This is a genomic window from Sulfobacillus thermosulfidooxidans (assembly GCF_001280565.1).
GTDB classification, from domain to species: domain Bacteria; phylum Bacillota; class Sulfobacillia; order Sulfobacillales; family Sulfobacillaceae; genus Sulfobacillus; species Sulfobacillus thermosulfidooxidans_A.
Genome location: NZ_LGRO01000001.1, coordinates 247,680 through 263,387 on the forward strand (window position 1 = coordinate 247,680; position 15,708 = coordinate 263,387).

General features: G+C 56.7%; 18 protein-coding genes. 7 read left to right on the top strand and 11 right to left on the bottom strand.

Annotation, left to right across the window (positions count from 1 at the left end; translation table 11 throughout):
* Window positions 1-39: 39 nt before the first annotated feature.
* Together AOA63_RS01220 and AOA63_RS19200 are read right to left on the bottom strand one after the other, a co-directional pair.
* Window positions 40-828 (bottom strand): hypothetical protein, encoded by a 789-nt coding sequence (locus AOA63_RS01220; protein WP_053957999.1) that lies wholly within the window; start codon window positions 826-828, stop codon window positions 40-42.
* A 15-nt stretch (window positions 829-843) separates the two neighbouring features.
* Window positions 844-1,152, bottom strand: a complete 309-nt coding sequence (locus AOA63_RS19200) for a hypothetical protein (protein ID WP_139061440.1) — start codon at window positions 1,150-1,152, stop codon at window positions 844-846.
* A 440-nt stretch (window positions 1,153-1,592) separates the two neighbouring features.
* On the opposite strand from AOA63_RS19200, the gene AOA63_RS18755 reads away from it, so the two are divergent.
* The gene (locus tag AOA63_RS18755) at window positions 1,593-2,186 is read left to right on the top strand and encodes an IS110 family transposase (protein WP_082343659.1); all 594 of its coding nucleotides are present in this window, start codon (window positions 1,593-1,595) and stop codon (window positions 2,184-2,186) included.
* 12 nt (window positions 2,187-2,198) lie between these two features.
* On the top strand, window positions 2,199-2,837 hold the full coding sequence (locus tag AOA63_RS18760) for a transposase (RefSeq protein WP_082343660.1): 639 nt from the start codon (window positions 2,199-2,201) through the stop codon (window positions 2,835-2,837).
* Window positions 2,838-4,046: 1,209 nt separating this feature from the next.
* On the opposite strand, the gene AOA63_RS01240 is transcribed toward AOA63_RS18760, so the two are convergent.
* The 9 genes from AOA63_RS01240 to AOA63_RS01270 form a co-directional block, all read right to left on the bottom strand.
* Window positions 4,047-5,711, bottom strand: a complete 1,665-nt coding sequence (locus AOA63_RS01240; protein ID WP_053960586.1) for an IS1634 family transposase — start codon at window positions 5,709-5,711, stop codon at window positions 4,047-4,049.
* 105 nt (window positions 5,712-5,816) lie between these two features.
* A complete protein-coding gene (locus AOA63_RS01245; RefSeq protein ID WP_053958002.1) occupies window positions 5,817-6,131 on the bottom strand; it encodes a hypothetical protein in 315 nt (104 codons plus the stop codon).
* A 16-nt stretch (window positions 6,132-6,147) separates the two neighbouring features.
* Window positions 6,148-6,396, bottom strand: coding sequence for a hypothetical protein (locus AOA63_RS01250; RefSeq protein ID WP_053958003.1), 249 nt, complete (start codon window positions 6,394-6,396; stop codon window positions 6,148-6,150).
* 2 nt (window positions 6,397-6,398) lie between these two features.
* Window positions 6,399-6,866: an excisionase family DNA-binding protein gene (locus AOA63_RS01255; RefSeq protein ID WP_053958004.1), complete on the bottom strand. Its 468-nt coding sequence runs from the start codon at window positions 6,864-6,866 to the stop codon at window positions 6,399-6,401.
* Window positions 6,867-7,151: 285 nt separating this feature from the next.
* Entirely contained in the window at window positions 7,152-7,331 is a 180-nt protein-coding gene (locus AOA63_RS19205; protein ID WP_139061441.1) for a hypothetical protein, read from the bottom strand.
* Window positions 7,332-7,397: 66 nt separating this feature from the next.
* Complete coding sequence (locus AOA63_RS20090) at window positions 7,398-7,616, bottom strand: hypothetical protein (RefSeq protein ID WP_242848250.1); 219 nt, start codon at window positions 7,614-7,616, stop codon at window positions 7,398-7,400.
* Window positions 7,574-8,125 (bottom strand): polysaccharide deacetylase family protein, encoded by a 552-nt coding sequence (locus AOA63_RS01260; protein WP_053958005.1) that lies wholly within the window; start codon window positions 8,123-8,125, stop codon window positions 7,574-7,576. The genes AOA63_RS20090 and AOA63_RS01260 overlap by 43 nt, the downstream gene beginning before the upstream one ends.
* A 252-nt stretch (window positions 8,126-8,377) precedes the next feature.
* A complete protein-coding gene (locus AOA63_RS20320; protein ID WP_053958006.1) occupies window positions 8,378-9,691 on the bottom strand; it encodes a hypothetical protein in 1,314 nt (437 codons plus the stop codon).
* A gap of 240 nt (window positions 9,692-9,931) precedes the next feature.
* Window positions 9,932-10,645, bottom strand: coding sequence for an EAL domain-containing protein (locus AOA63_RS01270; RefSeq protein ID WP_053958007.1), 714 nt, complete (start codon window positions 10,643-10,645; stop codon window positions 9,932-9,934).
* A gap of 250 nt (window positions 10,646-10,895) precedes the next feature.
* Between AOA63_RS01270 and AOA63_RS01275 the strand changes: the two genes are divergently transcribed.
* From AOA63_RS01275 to AOA63_RS01295, 5 genes are all read left to right on the top strand, one after another.
* Window positions 10,896-11,354: a response regulator gene (locus AOA63_RS01275; RefSeq protein WP_053958008.1), complete on the top strand. Its 459-nt coding sequence runs from the start codon at window positions 10,896-10,898 to the stop codon at window positions 11,352-11,354.
* Complete coding sequence (locus AOA63_RS01280) at window positions 11,351-13,147, top strand: flagellar assembly protein A (protein ID WP_053958009.1); 1,797 nt, start codon at window positions 11,351-11,353, stop codon at window positions 13,145-13,147. Before AOA63_RS01275 ends, AOA63_RS01280 begins: the two co-directional genes overlap by 4 nt.
* Before the next feature lie 62 nt (window positions 13,148-13,209).
* Window positions 13,210-13,422 carry a hypothetical protein gene (locus AOA63_RS01285; protein ID WP_053958010.1) on the top strand — a complete coding sequence of 71 codons (213 nt, stop codon included), beginning with the start codon at window positions 13,210-13,212 and terminating at the stop codon, window positions 13,420-13,422.
* Window positions 13,423-13,425: 3 nt separating this feature from the next.
* Complete coding sequence (locus tag AOA63_RS01290; protein ID WP_082343665.1) at window positions 13,426-14,121, top strand: sensor histidine kinase; 696 nt, start codon at window positions 13,426-13,428, stop codon at window positions 14,119-14,121.
* Window positions 14,052-15,560 carry a tetratricopeptide repeat protein gene (locus AOA63_RS01295; protein WP_242848251.1) on the top strand — a complete coding sequence of 503 codons (1,509 nt, stop codon included), beginning with the start codon at window positions 14,052-14,054 and terminating at the stop codon, window positions 15,558-15,560. The genes AOA63_RS01290 and AOA63_RS01295 overlap by 70 nt, the downstream gene beginning before the upstream one ends.
* The last annotated feature ends 148 nt before the right edge of the window (window positions 15,561-15,708 follow it).

Sequence of the window (15,708 nt, forward strand, 5' to 3'; positions counted from 1 at the left end):
GTTGGAAGCGTCTTGTTCTCAGATGTTTTCGACCGGATTCTACGAGGGACTGGTGGTAGGGGTTGGACTCATGGCGGCACTGGGGGTGGTTGATGACGTCGTGGCGCTCAAACTTGCCGTTAACGACTGGACCTGCGTTGTCGCTTGCGTCAAGGCCGTTAATTCGGCTTGAAACATGGCGATAACTTGAGAGAGGGCCTGAGAGCTTGAGTGAGAACCGACCGACGCCGACGCACTGTGGGCCGTTTTCTCGCGTTTGACCGTTTGGGCGAGGGTCGTGTTAATGGTTTGGAGTTGGGTTAAAGCCGTTTGAATGGATGTCTGTCCTGCCGCTAAATCTCCGGACAACGCCTTCACATATGCCCCAATGGCGGCCAGATAATTTTGGCGTGCGCTACGAATTTTTTCTTGTAGCGTGCGCATTTCTTCAACATCAGCTAATACAGTTTGAGACTGTCCGCGCTGTGGGGATGACATAGAAGTCGAAGTCTTTTGGGGAGGATGACTCGACCGTGATGATGCGTGACTGGGTAGAGAGGACGCTTGACTTGGTCGATTTGACGAAGGCACCGTGCCTTGCCCGTGCGAGGAGGGCGTCGAAGACCGGGAGGCATCGTGAGACGGTGTCGATGAATCCTGACTTCCGGGTACTCCGGATGGGCTCGAAGACGGCATGTTCGTATGGCTCGGCATGGTTGACGCCGTCTGGGAAGGCACATCAGAAGACGTGTGAGTCGGGCGATTTCCGGAACTATGACCCGCGGCCATGGCTGGTACGGTGGCGATGAGCGATACCGCCAAGGCCGCGGCTAATGGAGTTATTTTCATAAATCTCACCTCAATTTATGGATTTTGTAACTGCTCAAGCAACTGGTTGAGTTGATTCACAGCACTCTGTAATTTTTGAGATTCGATTGGGGACACGGCATGAGATGTCGAAAGCCGTACGGTTACACGACCTTGCGTCTTTTGTAGCACAATATGTACCGCTTGCGGGTCACCAGATACCGGGGAGGAACGTACTGGAGGGGCCTGTGTGGCTGGAGGGGTCTGTGTGGCCGGATGCGCCGGGCTGCTGAAAGGGGAACCACATCCACTCAAGATTAGGGACAACCCCACCACGCCGCCGCCAAACCTCGTAAATCGCACCATATGTCTATCTCCTCGTATAAAGATATTGGGCTTGGACCTGCTTCTTAGGAAGCACGGCCCATGGGATTCGGTGGAGTCCCTGGCCAGGGACTCCACCGAAACTCGAGCCCGATCTGGAAATATTTGTCTTGCTCCACAAGACCCGGTCGATGATCCTGGATTGGATCCGGACGACTGCCGCGAGTTTCTCCTGCCTCGAGGGACACCCGAAAGGGTGCAGAAGGCCTTGAAAGACTGCGAGGTCGACCGACGGATGGGAAGCTAACACGCGGGTTGCCGCCCTCCACCGAGAGTACCGTTGGCACCGGTACCGTCGCACAACTCGGAGGAGCGTGACGGCTAATGACGAGGTGGCATAGCCCATCCGTGGGCGTCGACCGGTTCCCTTTCCGGATCGCGACGAAAACGTTGCAACCCATTCTCGAAAGGAGGTGTCTCGCATGTTTTCTACCTTGTTTGTTGGCGTCGATGTGAGCCAAGCAGAACACGTCGTGTGTGCCATGACCGCTGAGGGTCAAGTCTGGGCACGCGTCCGCGTGCCCAATGACCGACCGGGCATTGAGCAGCTGATCCAGTGGATGAAGACGCAGGCCGCTGAATTCGATCGGCTCGCCGTGGGCTTGGAATCCACGTCGGTCTATCACTGGCCGCTGTTTGAGGCGTTGACCCAGGCCGAAGGGTTGCACCGATGGCAGCCCCAATGGTTTCTCATGAATCCCAGTATTGTGCAGGGATTTCGCAAAACGTACGTCGACCGAGCGAAAACCGATCCCGGCGATGCGTTTTTGATTGCGGATACCATCCGGTTTGGACGCCTGCGCCCGGCGCCGGCCCCCGATCCTCGCTACACGGCGTTGCGGGTTGTCACGCGCCATCGTTTTCACCTGGCGCAGACTGTCTCGCGCGAAAAAAGCCGCGCGTTGAATGAACTGTTCTGTCTGTGGGGGGGATATCGGGCGACCGCCAAAGATCGCGATCAAGCCTTTTTTTCCGATGTCTTTAGTCGCGCATCGGAACACGTGTTGACCCCATAGACCCCCGATCGCTTGGCCACCACGCCCTTGGCCACCCTGGCCGAAGAAATTGCCCAAATCGGCGGCGCGGCGCTGAAAGCGCCGAACGACATCGCCCAGACACTGCAACGGTTGGCCCACAAGGCCTTTCGTCTGCGGCCCAAAGAATCGGAAGCCCGTCAGTTCAGTCTGGTCATGCACTTGGATACCATTCGCCTGTTGGAAAGCCAAATGCGCCAACTGGACAAAGCGATCGCCCGCGATTTGGCCGCCATCCCTCAAACCGTCACTTCGATCGACGGCATCGGTCCGGTATTTGGAGCGGGCATCGTGGCCGAAATTGGGCCCATAAGCCGGTTCCCTTCCGACGATGCGGTCGCCAAATATGCGGGTCTGACGTGGCGTGCTCATCAATCGGGCACGTTCGACGCGGATGATCGACCGCTGACGCGGTCGGGTAATGCCTACTTGCGGTATTACCTGATCGAGGCGGCCGACCGGGTTCGTGTGCGCGACCCGGAATTCGAAGCCTTTTACATCCGCAAATATCGCGGCGCTACCCACCACCCCCACAAGCGGGCGTTGGTGCTGACCGCACGCAAGCTGACCGGCGTGATCTACGGGCTGCTGACCCGAGGTCAACTTTATGATGGAAGGAGATTTGGTTCGTAACACCGTGGCCCCATAGATCATTGCCAGTTCCTCCCTGCCATTTACTGGTTCGTTAGAACCGGTTAATGGAATGATGCCTTTTTTCGCCCTGCGAGTGAAAAAATAATGCTTGACTTTTTACCGCGGGTCTCATTATCTATGTGAAGCGTCTTTCTGATACGTGCTTATACGTGGCTAAATTCGACAGCATTATCTACTCTCCTTGTTTTTAGGACTAGTTTTTTGACGCCTGAGTGGACCGGGGCTATCAAGACGCCGGAAGATAAAGGGGATACTACTCTTCTAACCGTAGGAATATCTCGCTGTCCTGCGTGGCGTGAAGCCTATTTTGCGAACATGGGTTGCAACCCTTTTGTTTATGTCCACGAATTAGTGTCCAATACAATGTTGAGCTATGCCGACCTTGCGCGTGACCATTTGCAAGGGGGTGTGGTGGAACGTAACGGGTCGCCGAGATCACTTCGGACGGACATAGCGCAAGGTGGAAAATGCTATACCGTGATCGGGATATTGTGCCAGATGATGGCAGCGTTTTTGCGTAGAATCGAGTTAGGTATGGTTACGCTCATAACGTTGGAGTTGTTCATCGCTATGGGCCGTAGGGATATACCACACGATTTCGTTTTGAATTTGCTGGCTTGGTACGAAGATCGTATCACAAATAAGATAATATGACCGTGGCCATCGGGATAAGTAATATCTGGCCGGAATAAACATTCTAAGACCTCGGATTCGGTAATTGTTGTTTCATTCGTTGCCGAGCATAATACGTATACTCTACGAGATTATCGATATTGTGTAACCTTTATCCTACAAGATTTTGCACATTTTGCCAGCGCGCATCCGCTTAGGCCGGCGCTCAACCAAAAAAAGACCCACCGATTGTGGGACAGTTTCAAAGCGGCAGCCGGATTCCACTTATCAAGAATCCAATCGAGGGCGGGCGGCACCGTCTCGTCATCGGACATCTGGGACCGGGGTGGAGCGATTTCGCGGACGGGTTCTTTCTCGGCAATGGTATCCGTACAGCCTCCATGGCCAGGAGGGAGACGACGGCACGTCCCATAACATCTACGCGACGAATTCCCAATTCATCAGCCATGTTGTCAACGAAAAGCACGACCACGGATGTTGACCGAAGTCGTGCCTTTTGCGGTAAAAGACGCTTTTAACTCCTCTTCCGCACGTGATGGGTGAAAGCCGTGGAATTTATCCCGAGGGTCTAGGGGGCACCTGCGTGTAAATCGTGTCCGTAAAACCCCATGCGGCCAAAATGGCCGCCACCGACTGGGTATGAACCGCCGGGACAAAGAGTTGACGGGTCTGGGCATCCAGCGGCACGACAATCAGTCCGCGCAGATGATGTAACACCTCCTGCCCGGTGGGCCGCGCCAACAGACCGCGAGTCGGCGTGGGAAGGGGCGGGGCCTGCCGGGCCCGACGTTCGATGAGACTGAGCACCAACGCGGCGAGCAAGAGCACATAACCTAAGGCTTCCACCCGTTCCGGCTTGTGCACATAGAGCGCATCCACAAAGGCCGGGTCTTTTACAAAGCGAAAACGGTGTTCGATGACCGTCTGGCCTTTGTATTCTTCGAGCAATCGGCGGGCATCAAAGGAGGAGGCCGGCAGATTGGTGATGAAGACAAACGTCGCCGCCCGGTCCTGTGCCGCCTGCACGCGTTGCGCATCGACTGCCCCAATGGTGGGATGGACCCGGTATACCGTGGTGGTAGCCGGTTCGGGGGCATCGTGGCGGGGACGCCCGCGGGTCGTGCGTTTGGGGACCTGCGTTTCCGCGACAACCGTCGCCTCGACATGATGCCATTGGGCGGTGGCCCGCCAAGCGGCCACGGCCGCTTCGGCATCATGAGCACAGGCAAACACGGTCTCCGCGAGGCGAGTCGCCGCCCGGGTTAACTGGTTATGGGCCCGTTCGACCTGGCGGGCAATGGTGTGAGCTTTCCGCTCAGCTAGATGATCGGACCGATAAACCACGAGCCGATAGGATCGGCCCTCAATTTCGCCGGTCTGTTCTGCGGCCGCGTAGGTGGCCGCATCGGCCCGCTCCCCGATTTTGCCGAGGGGAACCCAGGCGTTGGCCGCCAAGGCGGCCGTCTTCGCATCGTGCGCGGCCCGAAATGTTTCCGGACAACGCGAGAGAAAGCGGAGCGAACGGTCAGCCATTGCCTTTAAGTTAGGACCTGTGATGAGAGCGGAATCGGCCACGTAGACCAGTTGTTGCAGTTGCTGAGGCGAAAAGTAATCGTCTAAGGCCGCAATCATCTCGGCATTGAGGGTTTTATCACTCCGATTCCCGTCTTGCACCGTGCCTACCACCGGAATGCCTTCTCGGGTCCCCAACAGCGTCAGGAGAATTTGACGCAGATCGGGACGATGATCCTTGGAATGGCCATAGGTGGGATGCACTCCGGTCTCGGATCCGGTGTCCGGATACGTGCCATAGACCGAGCGGGTCGTACTATCCCAGTGGACAAACACCGGACTATCGGGCGTCCACACGTGGTCGTGCAAGAGTGCTCGCGTTGCAACGGCACTGAAGACGGTGGCGCCACCGGCGGCGGCGACTTTATCCAGAGCCCGTCCGAGGGCATCATCCGTAAAATCGTCCGCGGTGCGGCCGGAACCAAACAACAAGGGCACATCGGTTAACTGAAATTGCTCGTGGACGCGATACAGAGGTCGACGAGCGGTGAGCAAATTGACGACGAGCGCGAAAATCCGTTCGCCGGGCGACAGGTGGCAACGCTGCGAATCCCACGCAACGGTCTGATTTATGGCCTCGACGAATCCAATTTCCTCACAGAGGGCTCGGATGACCGGTCCAGCCCCCACAACAACGGGTGTCGGCATGGGTGTGTTCATAAGAGATTACTTCGCCATGCGATACACAATCTCCTTTGCGATCAGCCCAAAAAAAATAATTTTTTTGTTCCCGCCACGTGCGGAAAGTAAGTTTTAAGGACAATAGTCAGGTAACATGTCTTTCGCTTGCAACGCAAAATGGGGCACCGTTTTTTGGAGCGAGTTCAAGATGGCAGGCACCGAATTCATGGGTGCATGCCGTTCTGCTGCCAAATTCCGAAGGGCATTAAAAAATTCGCGCGGGGCAAGCTCTAACTGATGACGAAGAAACGGGTCTGGGTGCTGAATGTCTACCTGGCAAAATCCGGGAGGCACAGCAAAGTCTTTGAGGTTTGCCGTGACTAAGATATCGGCGCCACTGGCAATGGCGGCAGCCAACACATGACGATCTTTTGTGTCGTTCGGCATGACATCAATGAAATGCTCATACGGTGCGCTCTACCATGGCTTCGGGAAAAGCGGCCTCCATCACACGCCGGAGATACTGTGCTCCGGAATTGGCGGCGGCAGGGTCTTGGACCTTCGCTCTTTTGACGACGTTTCGTTGCATTTCGTCCAGTACATCGGGACTCCAGCGGATTTGGCAGATACCGATTTCAGCAACAGTAAGAATGACATCTCGGAGATTTGGAGGAAAGAGGACGCACGCGTCTAAGAACGCAACAAAAGCCACGCTTACGACTCCCGTTCGACGAAGTCATCCGACTCATATAAGCCCATGTTCTCCGACACGCGCACCATCTCGTTGACGTAGTCCTTACGCAGACGATCCCGGTGCCGCTTGTACTCCATGAGATCCGTCATACGGATGCGGCGATGCGAGCCCACGTAGTGATACGGAATATGAGCCGCTTCGAGCAGCTTAATCAAAAACGGACGGGAGACCTGCAACAGATCCGCAGCCTGTTGCGTCGTCAGCTCTTCGTCGTCATGCAAAATCGCAACGGAATGCCCTTGGGCCAATTGTCTAGCGGCCTCCATTAACACGTGAACCAGCGGTGTGGGGAGCGCCACCGCGTCATGCTGGGTGTCATCCATCAGAACCAGCTGACGGAGGTTTGGGTACGCCGCGAGGTCTCTTGCCACGCGTTTAATCGGTTCGATGTCTCGTTTTTCCGGTGCGATCAGCACGTATTCTGGCATATCGATCTCTCCTCTTGTCTCGGTTTTCCTCTACGATCCCCGGTCATTAACCGTATTATACGCAATAACCGAAACAAACGCAAAGTGCGGGAGGCCTTGACCCGTACCGTGCGCGGGCCTGTCGGGGAAGACTGCCCCCCAGTGTTTTGCAAACCCATCCGAACGTAACGGTGATTACCGACGCGGAGGCAGGGAAACATCTGCTCACCCCAGAACAGTTCATGGACTGAATGCACAAGGAGGCCCGCGCACCGTTTCCCTTCCAGTCCCCTGATGTGAGGACGATTAACTATGGCCTCGATCGGGGTTCGGCCGTGAACACCGGTCACAGGGTGTGGCGGACGGGGCGGACTTTCGCCACTGATGCCAGGTTTTCCACCACGCGAGCAGATCACCGCGACAGGCCGCCGCCACCAACTGCTCCAAGGGGCAGCGGGGACAGCGTGTTGCATCCGGATGGGACACCTTGCGTGCCTCCCTTGGCTGTTTTGACCAGGGTATGGCGATGGCATCCCCGAAGTGTCTGGGAATCTATGGGGATACGTTAGCGCGCGGAGTTCCCGGGGATCGGTGTTGAGCTGACGCTTCGTCCTGTAACAGTTGGGGAACCGTGAGAAAGCGGTATCCGTCGCGCCTGAGATCCGGAATAATCTGAGCCACGGTATCCACCGTGGCTTGGGAACCGTTCGGCCCGTCGTGAAAGATGATTATGGCACCGGGATGAATCTGGGTTGCGATCCGATGAACCATTTGGGCCGCGCTATACCGGTGTTGCCAATCGCGGGGATCGATGCTCCAGCCAATGACGCGATAACCCATTTGCCCCAACGCCTGCAATGCGATAGGATCTGCTGCCCCCCCGGCAGGCGGTACAACGTGGGATGAGGGACGCCCAAGGATTTCAGGATGTGTGCGTTATACTCGACTTCTTGACGAACCTCCGCCGCCGTCCGATGACGGAGAATGAGGTGCTGGTGTCCATGACTTTCCACGTCCATCCCCGCTCGCTGTTCTTCGCGGACTAAGGCAGGATGGCGCAACGCATGAGAGCCAATGATAAAGAACGTTGCATGGACGTGATCTTTATTCAACACAGCCAAGACTTTGGGCGTCCAACGGGGGCTCGGACCATCATCAAAGGTGAGTGCGACCACCTTATGGGGCGTCATCGCCTGGCGAATAATGGGCGCAGCGGTCGCGGGAGCGGAATGGGGTCTGGCGGCAATCTCGGCGGCCGCCGCCCCGAACCCGATCATCATGGCAATGCCCTCCTTTTTTCTCTAGCATGTGGATCAGCGGACCGGATTATGCATCCCGATTCCCCGTATTGGGCCCGGACGTTGGTGATGGTGTGGGTTGCATTCGACATCGCCGGATCGCATTTGGTGTCCGTACGGTCATCATAGGTGTGCAAATCTAAGGAGCGTGCACGGTGAAGTTCGCCACACGGAATACCAAATTCGTAGGGGATGTCGCATGACCTAATATCCCGTTGGCGCACCGTCACGGGGTTAGTTACCGACTACCCATGCGTTCAAGGACCCGGCAGTCAATGTGCCTGTTCCAGCAGCTTGTACCGCCACCGTATAGGTTTGTCCTTTGGTGACAGAAAACGATCCGACCGGTGTCACACTCGTATATCCCCCACTGATGGGGATGTCATTAATAAACTCCTGAAAGGATTGGCCACTGCCGTTGGCGGCGGGAAGACCGTGGCCATTGACTACCAACCATCCCTGAAGAGCGTCACCGACTGCCCCACTATCGGTTAAGGAACTCTCCATCATGAGCGTACCCGAGAACTGTGGCGTGATCGTGACCGACATGACCGTTGTGCCTGATGTCCCGAGTGGCACCGTATTGGTTAATCGTGTAGCGGCTCCTGTCGTGGGGCCTGGCGGTCCGGCAGGGCCTTGCGGACCGGTTGGTCCCTCGGGTCCTTCGGGGCCACTGGGTCCCTGGGGTCCTTGCGGGCCCGACGGGCCAACTAATGTGGTTCCTTGAGCAGGCCAGCCCTGAGATGTCTTCGGGCCATAAAGCGTTTCGTTCGCTGTGTCAAGATAGAAGTCACCGACAACACCTAAGGTATTCTGGGGAAGGGTACTTCCGCTTAAGATTGAGGTGCCATTTCGTCCGGCAGGGCCTTGCGGAAGGCTGACCGCAACCTGAAGCGGTGAACTAAAGACGGCACCGGCTATGGTGCCCGGTGCGGCTGGTGATTTGGCATAGGCAATGATTTTATATGTCCCAACATCCCGCGGTACTAGGATGAATGTATTTGCTGGACTGTAATGTTGTCCCAAGCGCCATTGTCCTTTCGGACTCCAATACCAAAATTGATAGACTGGATGATAAATATGCTGTGCAGATGCGTGAATGGTTATGGGCTGATCGACCCAAGATGATAATGTCGAAGTCGAGAGGGTAATGGCACTGTGAACAAATACGCTGGCGATTGGCGAGGAGCGCACAAGGGACCACTGATGCGCTTGAACTTGGGTGGCGGTTAAAACATCGGCCAGAACCAGGTAATTACCCCGCTGAACCGGGCCTAACGTGAAGGTGGGGTGCTGACTATAGTTTTGTGCGGCGATCCATGTTCCGTTCGGTTCTTCAACCCAAAATTGGTATAAGGGATGAGCGATGCCCTGTGCCCTGGCACGAAAAGTCACGGTCGTGCCTGATTGAACGATCCTGCGTTGCGGAGTTAAGGTTACGAATGGCATTGTAGGGGTGTCGTAGGCAGTTACTGCTGTTTTCTGTAACAAGCCCAGGCTCGTCACGATTATTCCCAAGGTGCTGATTTCTACGATCCGACGAATCATCTAAATGGTTTCCTCCTACATGACTCACAAAATTATCGGGTGTGCCCGCTACACGTCATGAATTCTTTAGGCCGACCGTTGTCCCAATGTCGCAAAAGAATCTGGGGTGCCGACGGTTATGAATAAGACGTGGCAGATTGTTCAAGGGAGGTCGATCTTGCTGTGTCCGTATTTAACTTCTGACTGCAGCGGTTTGTACGAGGATAGACCCGCGAAACGAGGCACACTCCCCTCATAGTCTTATTTTTTGAACATCCGTGAAGCATCTTGCCATGAGGCGGCAGGTTGAGGTTTTCCCATGGCATAACCTTGGATGGCGTCAACTCCTTCAGCGGCTAACGTTGATAGCCATGCTCGATCTTCCATCCCTTCGGCTACGACCGTCGCACCCATAGCATGGGCTGCACGAATCCACAATTGGAGCGGTTGGACATGTCCGCGGTGCCATTGATGCACCATGTTAAGGCTTAGCTTCACCACTTGGGGTTGCAAAGCATACAGTTGGTGGGGTGTGGCATAACCTGTCCCCGCATCGTCCAAGGCAAAGGCATACCCACGGTTTTTTAGTCGCCCGACGGTGGCGGCGCCGTCAGGTGTCAAGGGATCGGTTTCCGTCACTTCCCAGATGATGCGAGCCGGGTCGGTGCCATGCTCCCACTGCATGATCCACGCTAAGTACAGGGCGCCAATATTGAGAAACAGTTTTCCCGGAAGCGTCTGGGCATCTTGAACTGCGGCAGTAAGCGCCACCGCGTCCAATTGTTCGACGAGCCCTTGGTCCTCGGCCAACGCCCACACCCGGTCTGGCGGACTGCCGTTAGGAAATCGCGTTAACGCCTCAAATCCCATAAGTGTCCCGTCGATGGTCCAAACGGGTTGAAAAACGGGCTGAATCTGTCTCTCTTCAATGGCCGCGATGAGCGCGTCGCGCCATTTGACGAGTTCGCTTGTCATGGTTCCCTCCGTGGAACGAGATTTCTTCCTTGAAGCGTCATTTTAGGCATTCGCGATGATTTGACAAAACCCTTTTTTCCGTTCAACATTTCGACACTGACCTTCGACAAAAAATACGGGTGAAAAAAAGGAATTGCGGTCAGCATGCCGAATTTCTGATATCAGGAGATGATGAGCCCACCGGTTTGTACGAAACGGTGGAGACATGTCATTGATCAACCCGGAACATACGCTTAAGGGAGGAGTCGGTATGGACCGTAATGACCGATCAAATCCTGGGGGGCCCCGCGTCCTTATCGTGGATGACACTCCGGAAACCCGCGACATTTTACGCCATATGGTTAGTATGGCAGGAGGAGTGGTCGTCGCTACGCTGGATGCTGGATGTCAAGCCCCCGCTGTTATTCAGCAGACTCCCGTCGACATAGTGTTTTTGGATTATCAAATGACGGGGTGGTCGGGTCTCGTTACTGCGCAGCATTTGCATGTCCAATGGCCGACTCTTCCTCTCGTGATGATTACAGTGATGGCCGATCCGGCGACCCGTCAAGCCGCGTTGGATGCGGGAATCCGTCACTTTCTCGGGAAACCTGTCACGGTGGACGAGATTCGGATGATTTTGCGAACGGTCGGGGAACCGTTGGCGCGTGGTACGCCGGAGGACTGGGCGGCGTGGGTGCGCCCGTTCGAAGGAGAGGACATGCCATGAGTGGGGCGGCGTGGCGCACGGTCTGGACATGGATTCAGGAACTCCCCCGCAAAACGCGGCGCGCGACACCTCACGCAGAACCGTCCCTTTTGGCCCCGGCGGCGGATCCGGGAATGGTGTGGATTGATGCGCAGGGTCTTATTCGCGTGAAAAATCCCGGGCCGCAGGGAAAAACCTATGCCGTTTTGGAGGTTCCTGAGGATTCTCCGATTACGGTGTGGGTCAACGATCAAGCCGTGAAAGGATTACAGGTTGTGACCGAACAAGATGCTATTCGGTATACCTTGCATGAACAACCTCCCGTTCACGATTGGACGATCGAAGTGGATGAATCGGGCTTAACGGCCGACGTGGTGGTTCACTATGCCCCGGGGTGGAGGGCTCGTCTGCGACCCTGTTCGCCCTGCTCCCATCTGGTCCTGCACCCCGAACAGATTCCGTGGGAACCGGAAGACATTCCGGTAGCGGCTATTGAGACCGAGCTAAACCAGCGTCACATTGTGGAGGGTCGACTACCAGAGTCCGAGCTCATAGCCTTCCTGCAGCAACGGCAATCCGGACGCCTGCCGGTCGCGCGCGGTATTCCGCCGCAACCGGGTGAACCGGCGCCGATTGCGTGGACCGTGGGAACCGGATCCGTGGACGACTCGCCCGTGCGCGTGGCAGCAGGCACCGTCTTGGGCCGTCTCTTACCCGCTCAACCGGGAAAATTGGGCCGGACAGTATTTGGCACATCCATTACCCCACCAGAGCGGCTTCCTTCGGTGCCGGAATGGGGTCCTGGGGTGTTGCGCACCGAGACCGGGGATCTCGTCGCCCAGTATGCAGGACGGGTGCGCCGCACCCCGACGGTTCTCGATGTGATCCCTGAAACGGTGCTAACGCCCTCGACGGATGCTCCGGGTGTCGTGGTAGTTAACGGAGATGCCGCTCTGGTGGGAACCTGGCGCCATGCGACGATTCTCGCCACGGGAAGGGTGCGTAGTACTGAACCGGTTGACCATTGTGTCATTCGGGCGCAGGAGGGGCTAGATCTCACGGGTCCCGTTACGCATACCCAATTGTTTGTCGGTCCTGGTGTCTTGGAGGACCATTTTCGCGGGCTCATGGAACAAATTCTTCAGGATGTGGCGAGTCTGGAGCGCACGATGCAGGCCCTTCAGGCACATGCTCCCGTGACGGTGCGGCTGCATTATGGTGCACTGCTCGTGCAGGTGCTCCACGACAAATTCCCCACGGTGCCTTCGGCACTGGACGTGGCTCAAAGACTCCTTACGGTGGTCGACGTGCCCGTGATGATCCGCGATACGCTCGCGACATTGACCCGCTTAACCTCGGAAGCCGCTTTACGGCAGTACACGGAGTTTACGGAACTCCGGGCCTGTCAGGCCCGGATGGACGAGGCATTGGCGCTCTGGACGCCGACTTCGTGTGCGAATGCCGTGCCGCCTTCGGAATTGGGTCGTTTACGCGATTGTATTGTGCGGGGAGCGGGAACGCTCGAAATGATAGCTGCAGAGGCTTGTGAAATCGACGGAGTGGATGTCTTGCGTGTTCGCGACAGCATTGTGGGAGGCTTTTGTCGGGTGCTCCACCGCGTGCAGGCGCATCAACTGGGGAATCCGCGGGGAACCGAAACCGTGGTGCAAACGCTGGAGTCGACGGGGATCGTCGAAGTTGATCATCTCTATCCCGGCACGGTCATTGTGGTTGGGTCCCAGCGCCACTTTATTCGCAGCGTCTTACAACATGTCGTGGTGGACGGCGATCCCGAACAGGTTGAAATGTTGTAGCGGAGCGAAGACTCTCCTGCATCAAACGTCGTTAAACTTTGTTAATGAAGGGGAGGTTTTCTATGCGTATTTGGGGTTGGGCCATTATGGCGGCGATGATTTTTGGCAGTACCGTGCCCACGTATGCCGACGTGGTGCGCAGCGGGTCAGCGACCACGGGTAAACCGGTGTACGCGCAATCTAATCCGGGGAGTCCCCAAGGGCAAACCCACCGGTCATCCACGGGGACAACCAATAAATTCACGCACGATGGCCGCGTGTATGTGTGGGATTAACGTATGACCTTGTATGGGGCTGGCCGATCTCCGTCGACGGGCGACGGGGATCGGGGCCCGTCCTCGACCGTGTTAACGCTGATCGAACAGGAACGGCAGCGTTTGGCCCGTGACTTGCACGATGGCCCCGTGCAATTACTCACTAACCTGAGCATGCGGCTTAGTATGATGAACCGCTTATTGGCTGTGGATCCCGCATTAGCCCATGAGGAATGGGAACGATTGAACGACCGCCTGCGGGAGGCCATCAATTTATTGCGGCAAGTGTTGTATGATTTGCAACCCATTGTGTTGGATGAGGCCGGATTGGCTGGCGGGGTAGACCTGCTGGTCCGTCGCTGGACTGAGGAGACGGGTATCGCCTGCACGTTGAACTGGCCGATTCCGGAAGCTGCCTGGCCGCTGTCCGCGGATGATAAGGTGGGGGTCTTTCGAATTTTACAAGAAGCGTTGGCCAATATTCACAAGCATGCTCAGGCGACCCATGTCACTCTGAGTGCCGAATTAACGTCCGAAGGCCTTGTCATCATGCTTCGAGACAATGGCCGAGGGTTTGATCCAGCCGTTATGCATCCGGGGCATTATGGCTTGCATACGATGGCGCAGCGTGCAGCGTTGGTCGGGGCTTCGTGGCAGCTGGACACGGCCCCGGGGAAGGGCACGATCTGCCGTCTGCTGTGGGACCGGGCAGCGCTATGACTGTGGATGAGGCCCTAGCCCGCGGTGACCAATGGTTTACGCATGGCTGGCTGGATGCGGCCCGCGAATGTTGGCAGCAGGTGGTGGCGATGGAGGGGGGAGCATTCCAACAGGCCGTAGCGTGGGATAATCTCGGCAAGGTCGCGGCTCGCCGCGGCCGGTGGGAGGATGCCGCCGATGCGTTTCGACGAGCATTGATCATCCTTCCCGGAGACGACACCGAAGGACGCATGCGCATTGCCATGCACCAGGCATTGGTTTGGGGACAAACGGGCCAAACCGATCTCGCGTATCGCCAATTATGGCAGCTCACGCACGAGGCGACGGCCGTATCTCCCCGCCTTCATACGCTGTTGGGACTCAATCTTGCGGCGGTCCAAATTGATTATGATTATCCGCATCAAGCCATCGCCACGCTGCACGCGGTGGCGCAACACTGGGCCCCAGAGGATGAGCAACGTTACGGGTATTTCTGGCATACCAATTTGGGCGTTTGCTATGTGGCCTTGCACCAATGGGATGATGCGAACCGCCACTTGGAGGCGGCTTTGTCCTGTGCTCCCAGTCGTGATCGTCAAGGACCGGTATTGGTCGAACGTGCGTTGGCAGCTTTTTACCGCGGAGATGTTTTGGCTAGTCTTGCGGATGCTCAACGGGCTCTGCAAATCATGTGGGATCACTGGCTAACATGGGAGGCTGATGAATGGGCCCGGCTGAGTGTCGTCTTCGCACGGGCCGCCGATACTCTGGGCGAGTCCACGTTGGCACGGCGGTTTGAAGATGTGGCGCAAACGCTGTATGGACAATTGGGGCAGTGGCAGGCCTGGCGACGCGTGCGCTCCGACATCACGCCGCACGGAGCCGTGATGGCGATCGATCACACGGCGTTAGTGGCGGAATTGCGGCGTGCCGTGCAGTGGATGGAAACCTTGTTTGCCTTAGATATTGTATGGCCTCAAGCGAGCTACATCGCCGAAGTGCGGAATCATGCGGCGCAAGCTGTGGCGGAGCATGCCCAGTGGTCTGACGCCCAGCGGGGGGCTTTAGCGACTGCCTGTCGTCTGGCGGACTTTGGCCTCACCGCAATTGATCCCCTCGCCCGGGACAATCCGCATCGGTCGCCGGGGGCTTGGCAGCAATATCGGCAGCACCCGTGGCTCAGTTGTCAATTATTAGCGCCTTTAGGGCTGAATCACGATGTGTTGGACACGATTGCTTATCACCACGAGCAGCCGGACGGTAAAGGGTTTCCAGCAGGACGGACGGCTTCGGAAATTCCCGAGGCGGCTGCGATTTATGCTGTGGCCGACGCGTATGCCCAAGGCACCCTGACGGCCGGGCATACTTCTACCTGGAAGCAGCTTCAATCGCTTGCAGGTACGCAATTAGATGCGCGTTGGGTTTCGGTGTTGGAACGTATTTTTGCGACAATCGCGTAGGATCCCGCCGCGGTTGGCCGAATCCGATGGATTTCGCAGCATTCGTTATCGTAAAGTTTCGGAGCGGGATATCTTGGCCAAGGGACCGAGAAATGCATCATGAGAGGGCGCGCTATGGAGACACAACGCCTCCCGATAGGCAATAAGT

Coding starts and splice junctions, on each gene's coding strand:
- AOA63_RS01220 (WP_053957999.1), bottom strand. CDS start 828: ATGAAAATAACTCCATTAGCCGCGGCCTTGGCGGTATCGCTCATCGCC.
- AOA63_RS19200 (WP_139061440.1), bottom strand. CDS start 1,152: ATGGTGCGATTTACGAGGTTTGGCGGCGGCGTGGTGGGGTTGTCCCTA.
- AOA63_RS18755 (WP_082343659.1), top strand. CDS start 1,593: ATGTTTTCTACCTTGTTTGTTGGCGTCGATGTGAGCCAAGCAGAACAC.
- AOA63_RS01240 (WP_053960586.1), bottom strand. CDS start 5,711: ATGCCGACACCCGTTGTTGTGGGGGCTGGACCGGTCATCCGAGCCCTC.
- AOA63_RS01245 (WP_053958002.1), bottom strand. CDS start 6,131: ATGCCGAACGACACAAAAGATCGTCATGTGTTGGCTGCCGCCATTGCC.
- AOA63_RS01255 (WP_053958004.1), bottom strand. CDS start 6,866: ATGCCAGAATACGTGCTGATCGCACCGGAAAAACGAGACATCGAACCG.
- AOA63_RS20090 (WP_242848250.1), bottom strand. CDS start 7,616: ATGGTTCATCGGATCGCAACCCAGATTCATCCCGGTGCCATAATCATC.
- AOA63_RS01260 (WP_053958005.1), bottom strand. CDS start 8,125: ATGATGATCGGGTTCGGGGCGGCGGCCGCCGAGATTGCCGCCAGACCC.
- AOA63_RS20320 (WP_053958006.1), bottom strand. CDS start 9,691: ATGATTCGTCGGATCGTAGAAATCAGCACCTTGGGAATAATCGTGACG.
- AOA63_RS01270 (WP_053958007.1), bottom strand. CDS start 10,645: ATGACAAGCGAACTCGTCAAATGGCGCGACGCGCTCATCGCGGCCATT.
- AOA63_RS01275 (WP_053958008.1), top strand. CDS start 10,896: ATGGACCGTAATGACCGATCAAATCCTGGGGGGCCCCGCGTCCTTATC.
- AOA63_RS01280 (WP_053958009.1), top strand. CDS start 11,351: ATGAGTGGGGCGGCGTGGCGCACGGTCTGGACATGGATTCAGGAACTC.
- AOA63_RS01285 (WP_053958010.1), top strand. CDS start 13,210: ATGCGTATTTGGGGTTGGGCCATTATGGCGGCGATGATTTTTGGCAGT.
- AOA63_RS01290 (WP_082343665.1), top strand. CDS start 13,426: ATGACCTTGTATGGGGCTGGCCGATCTCCGTCGACGGGCGACGGGGAT.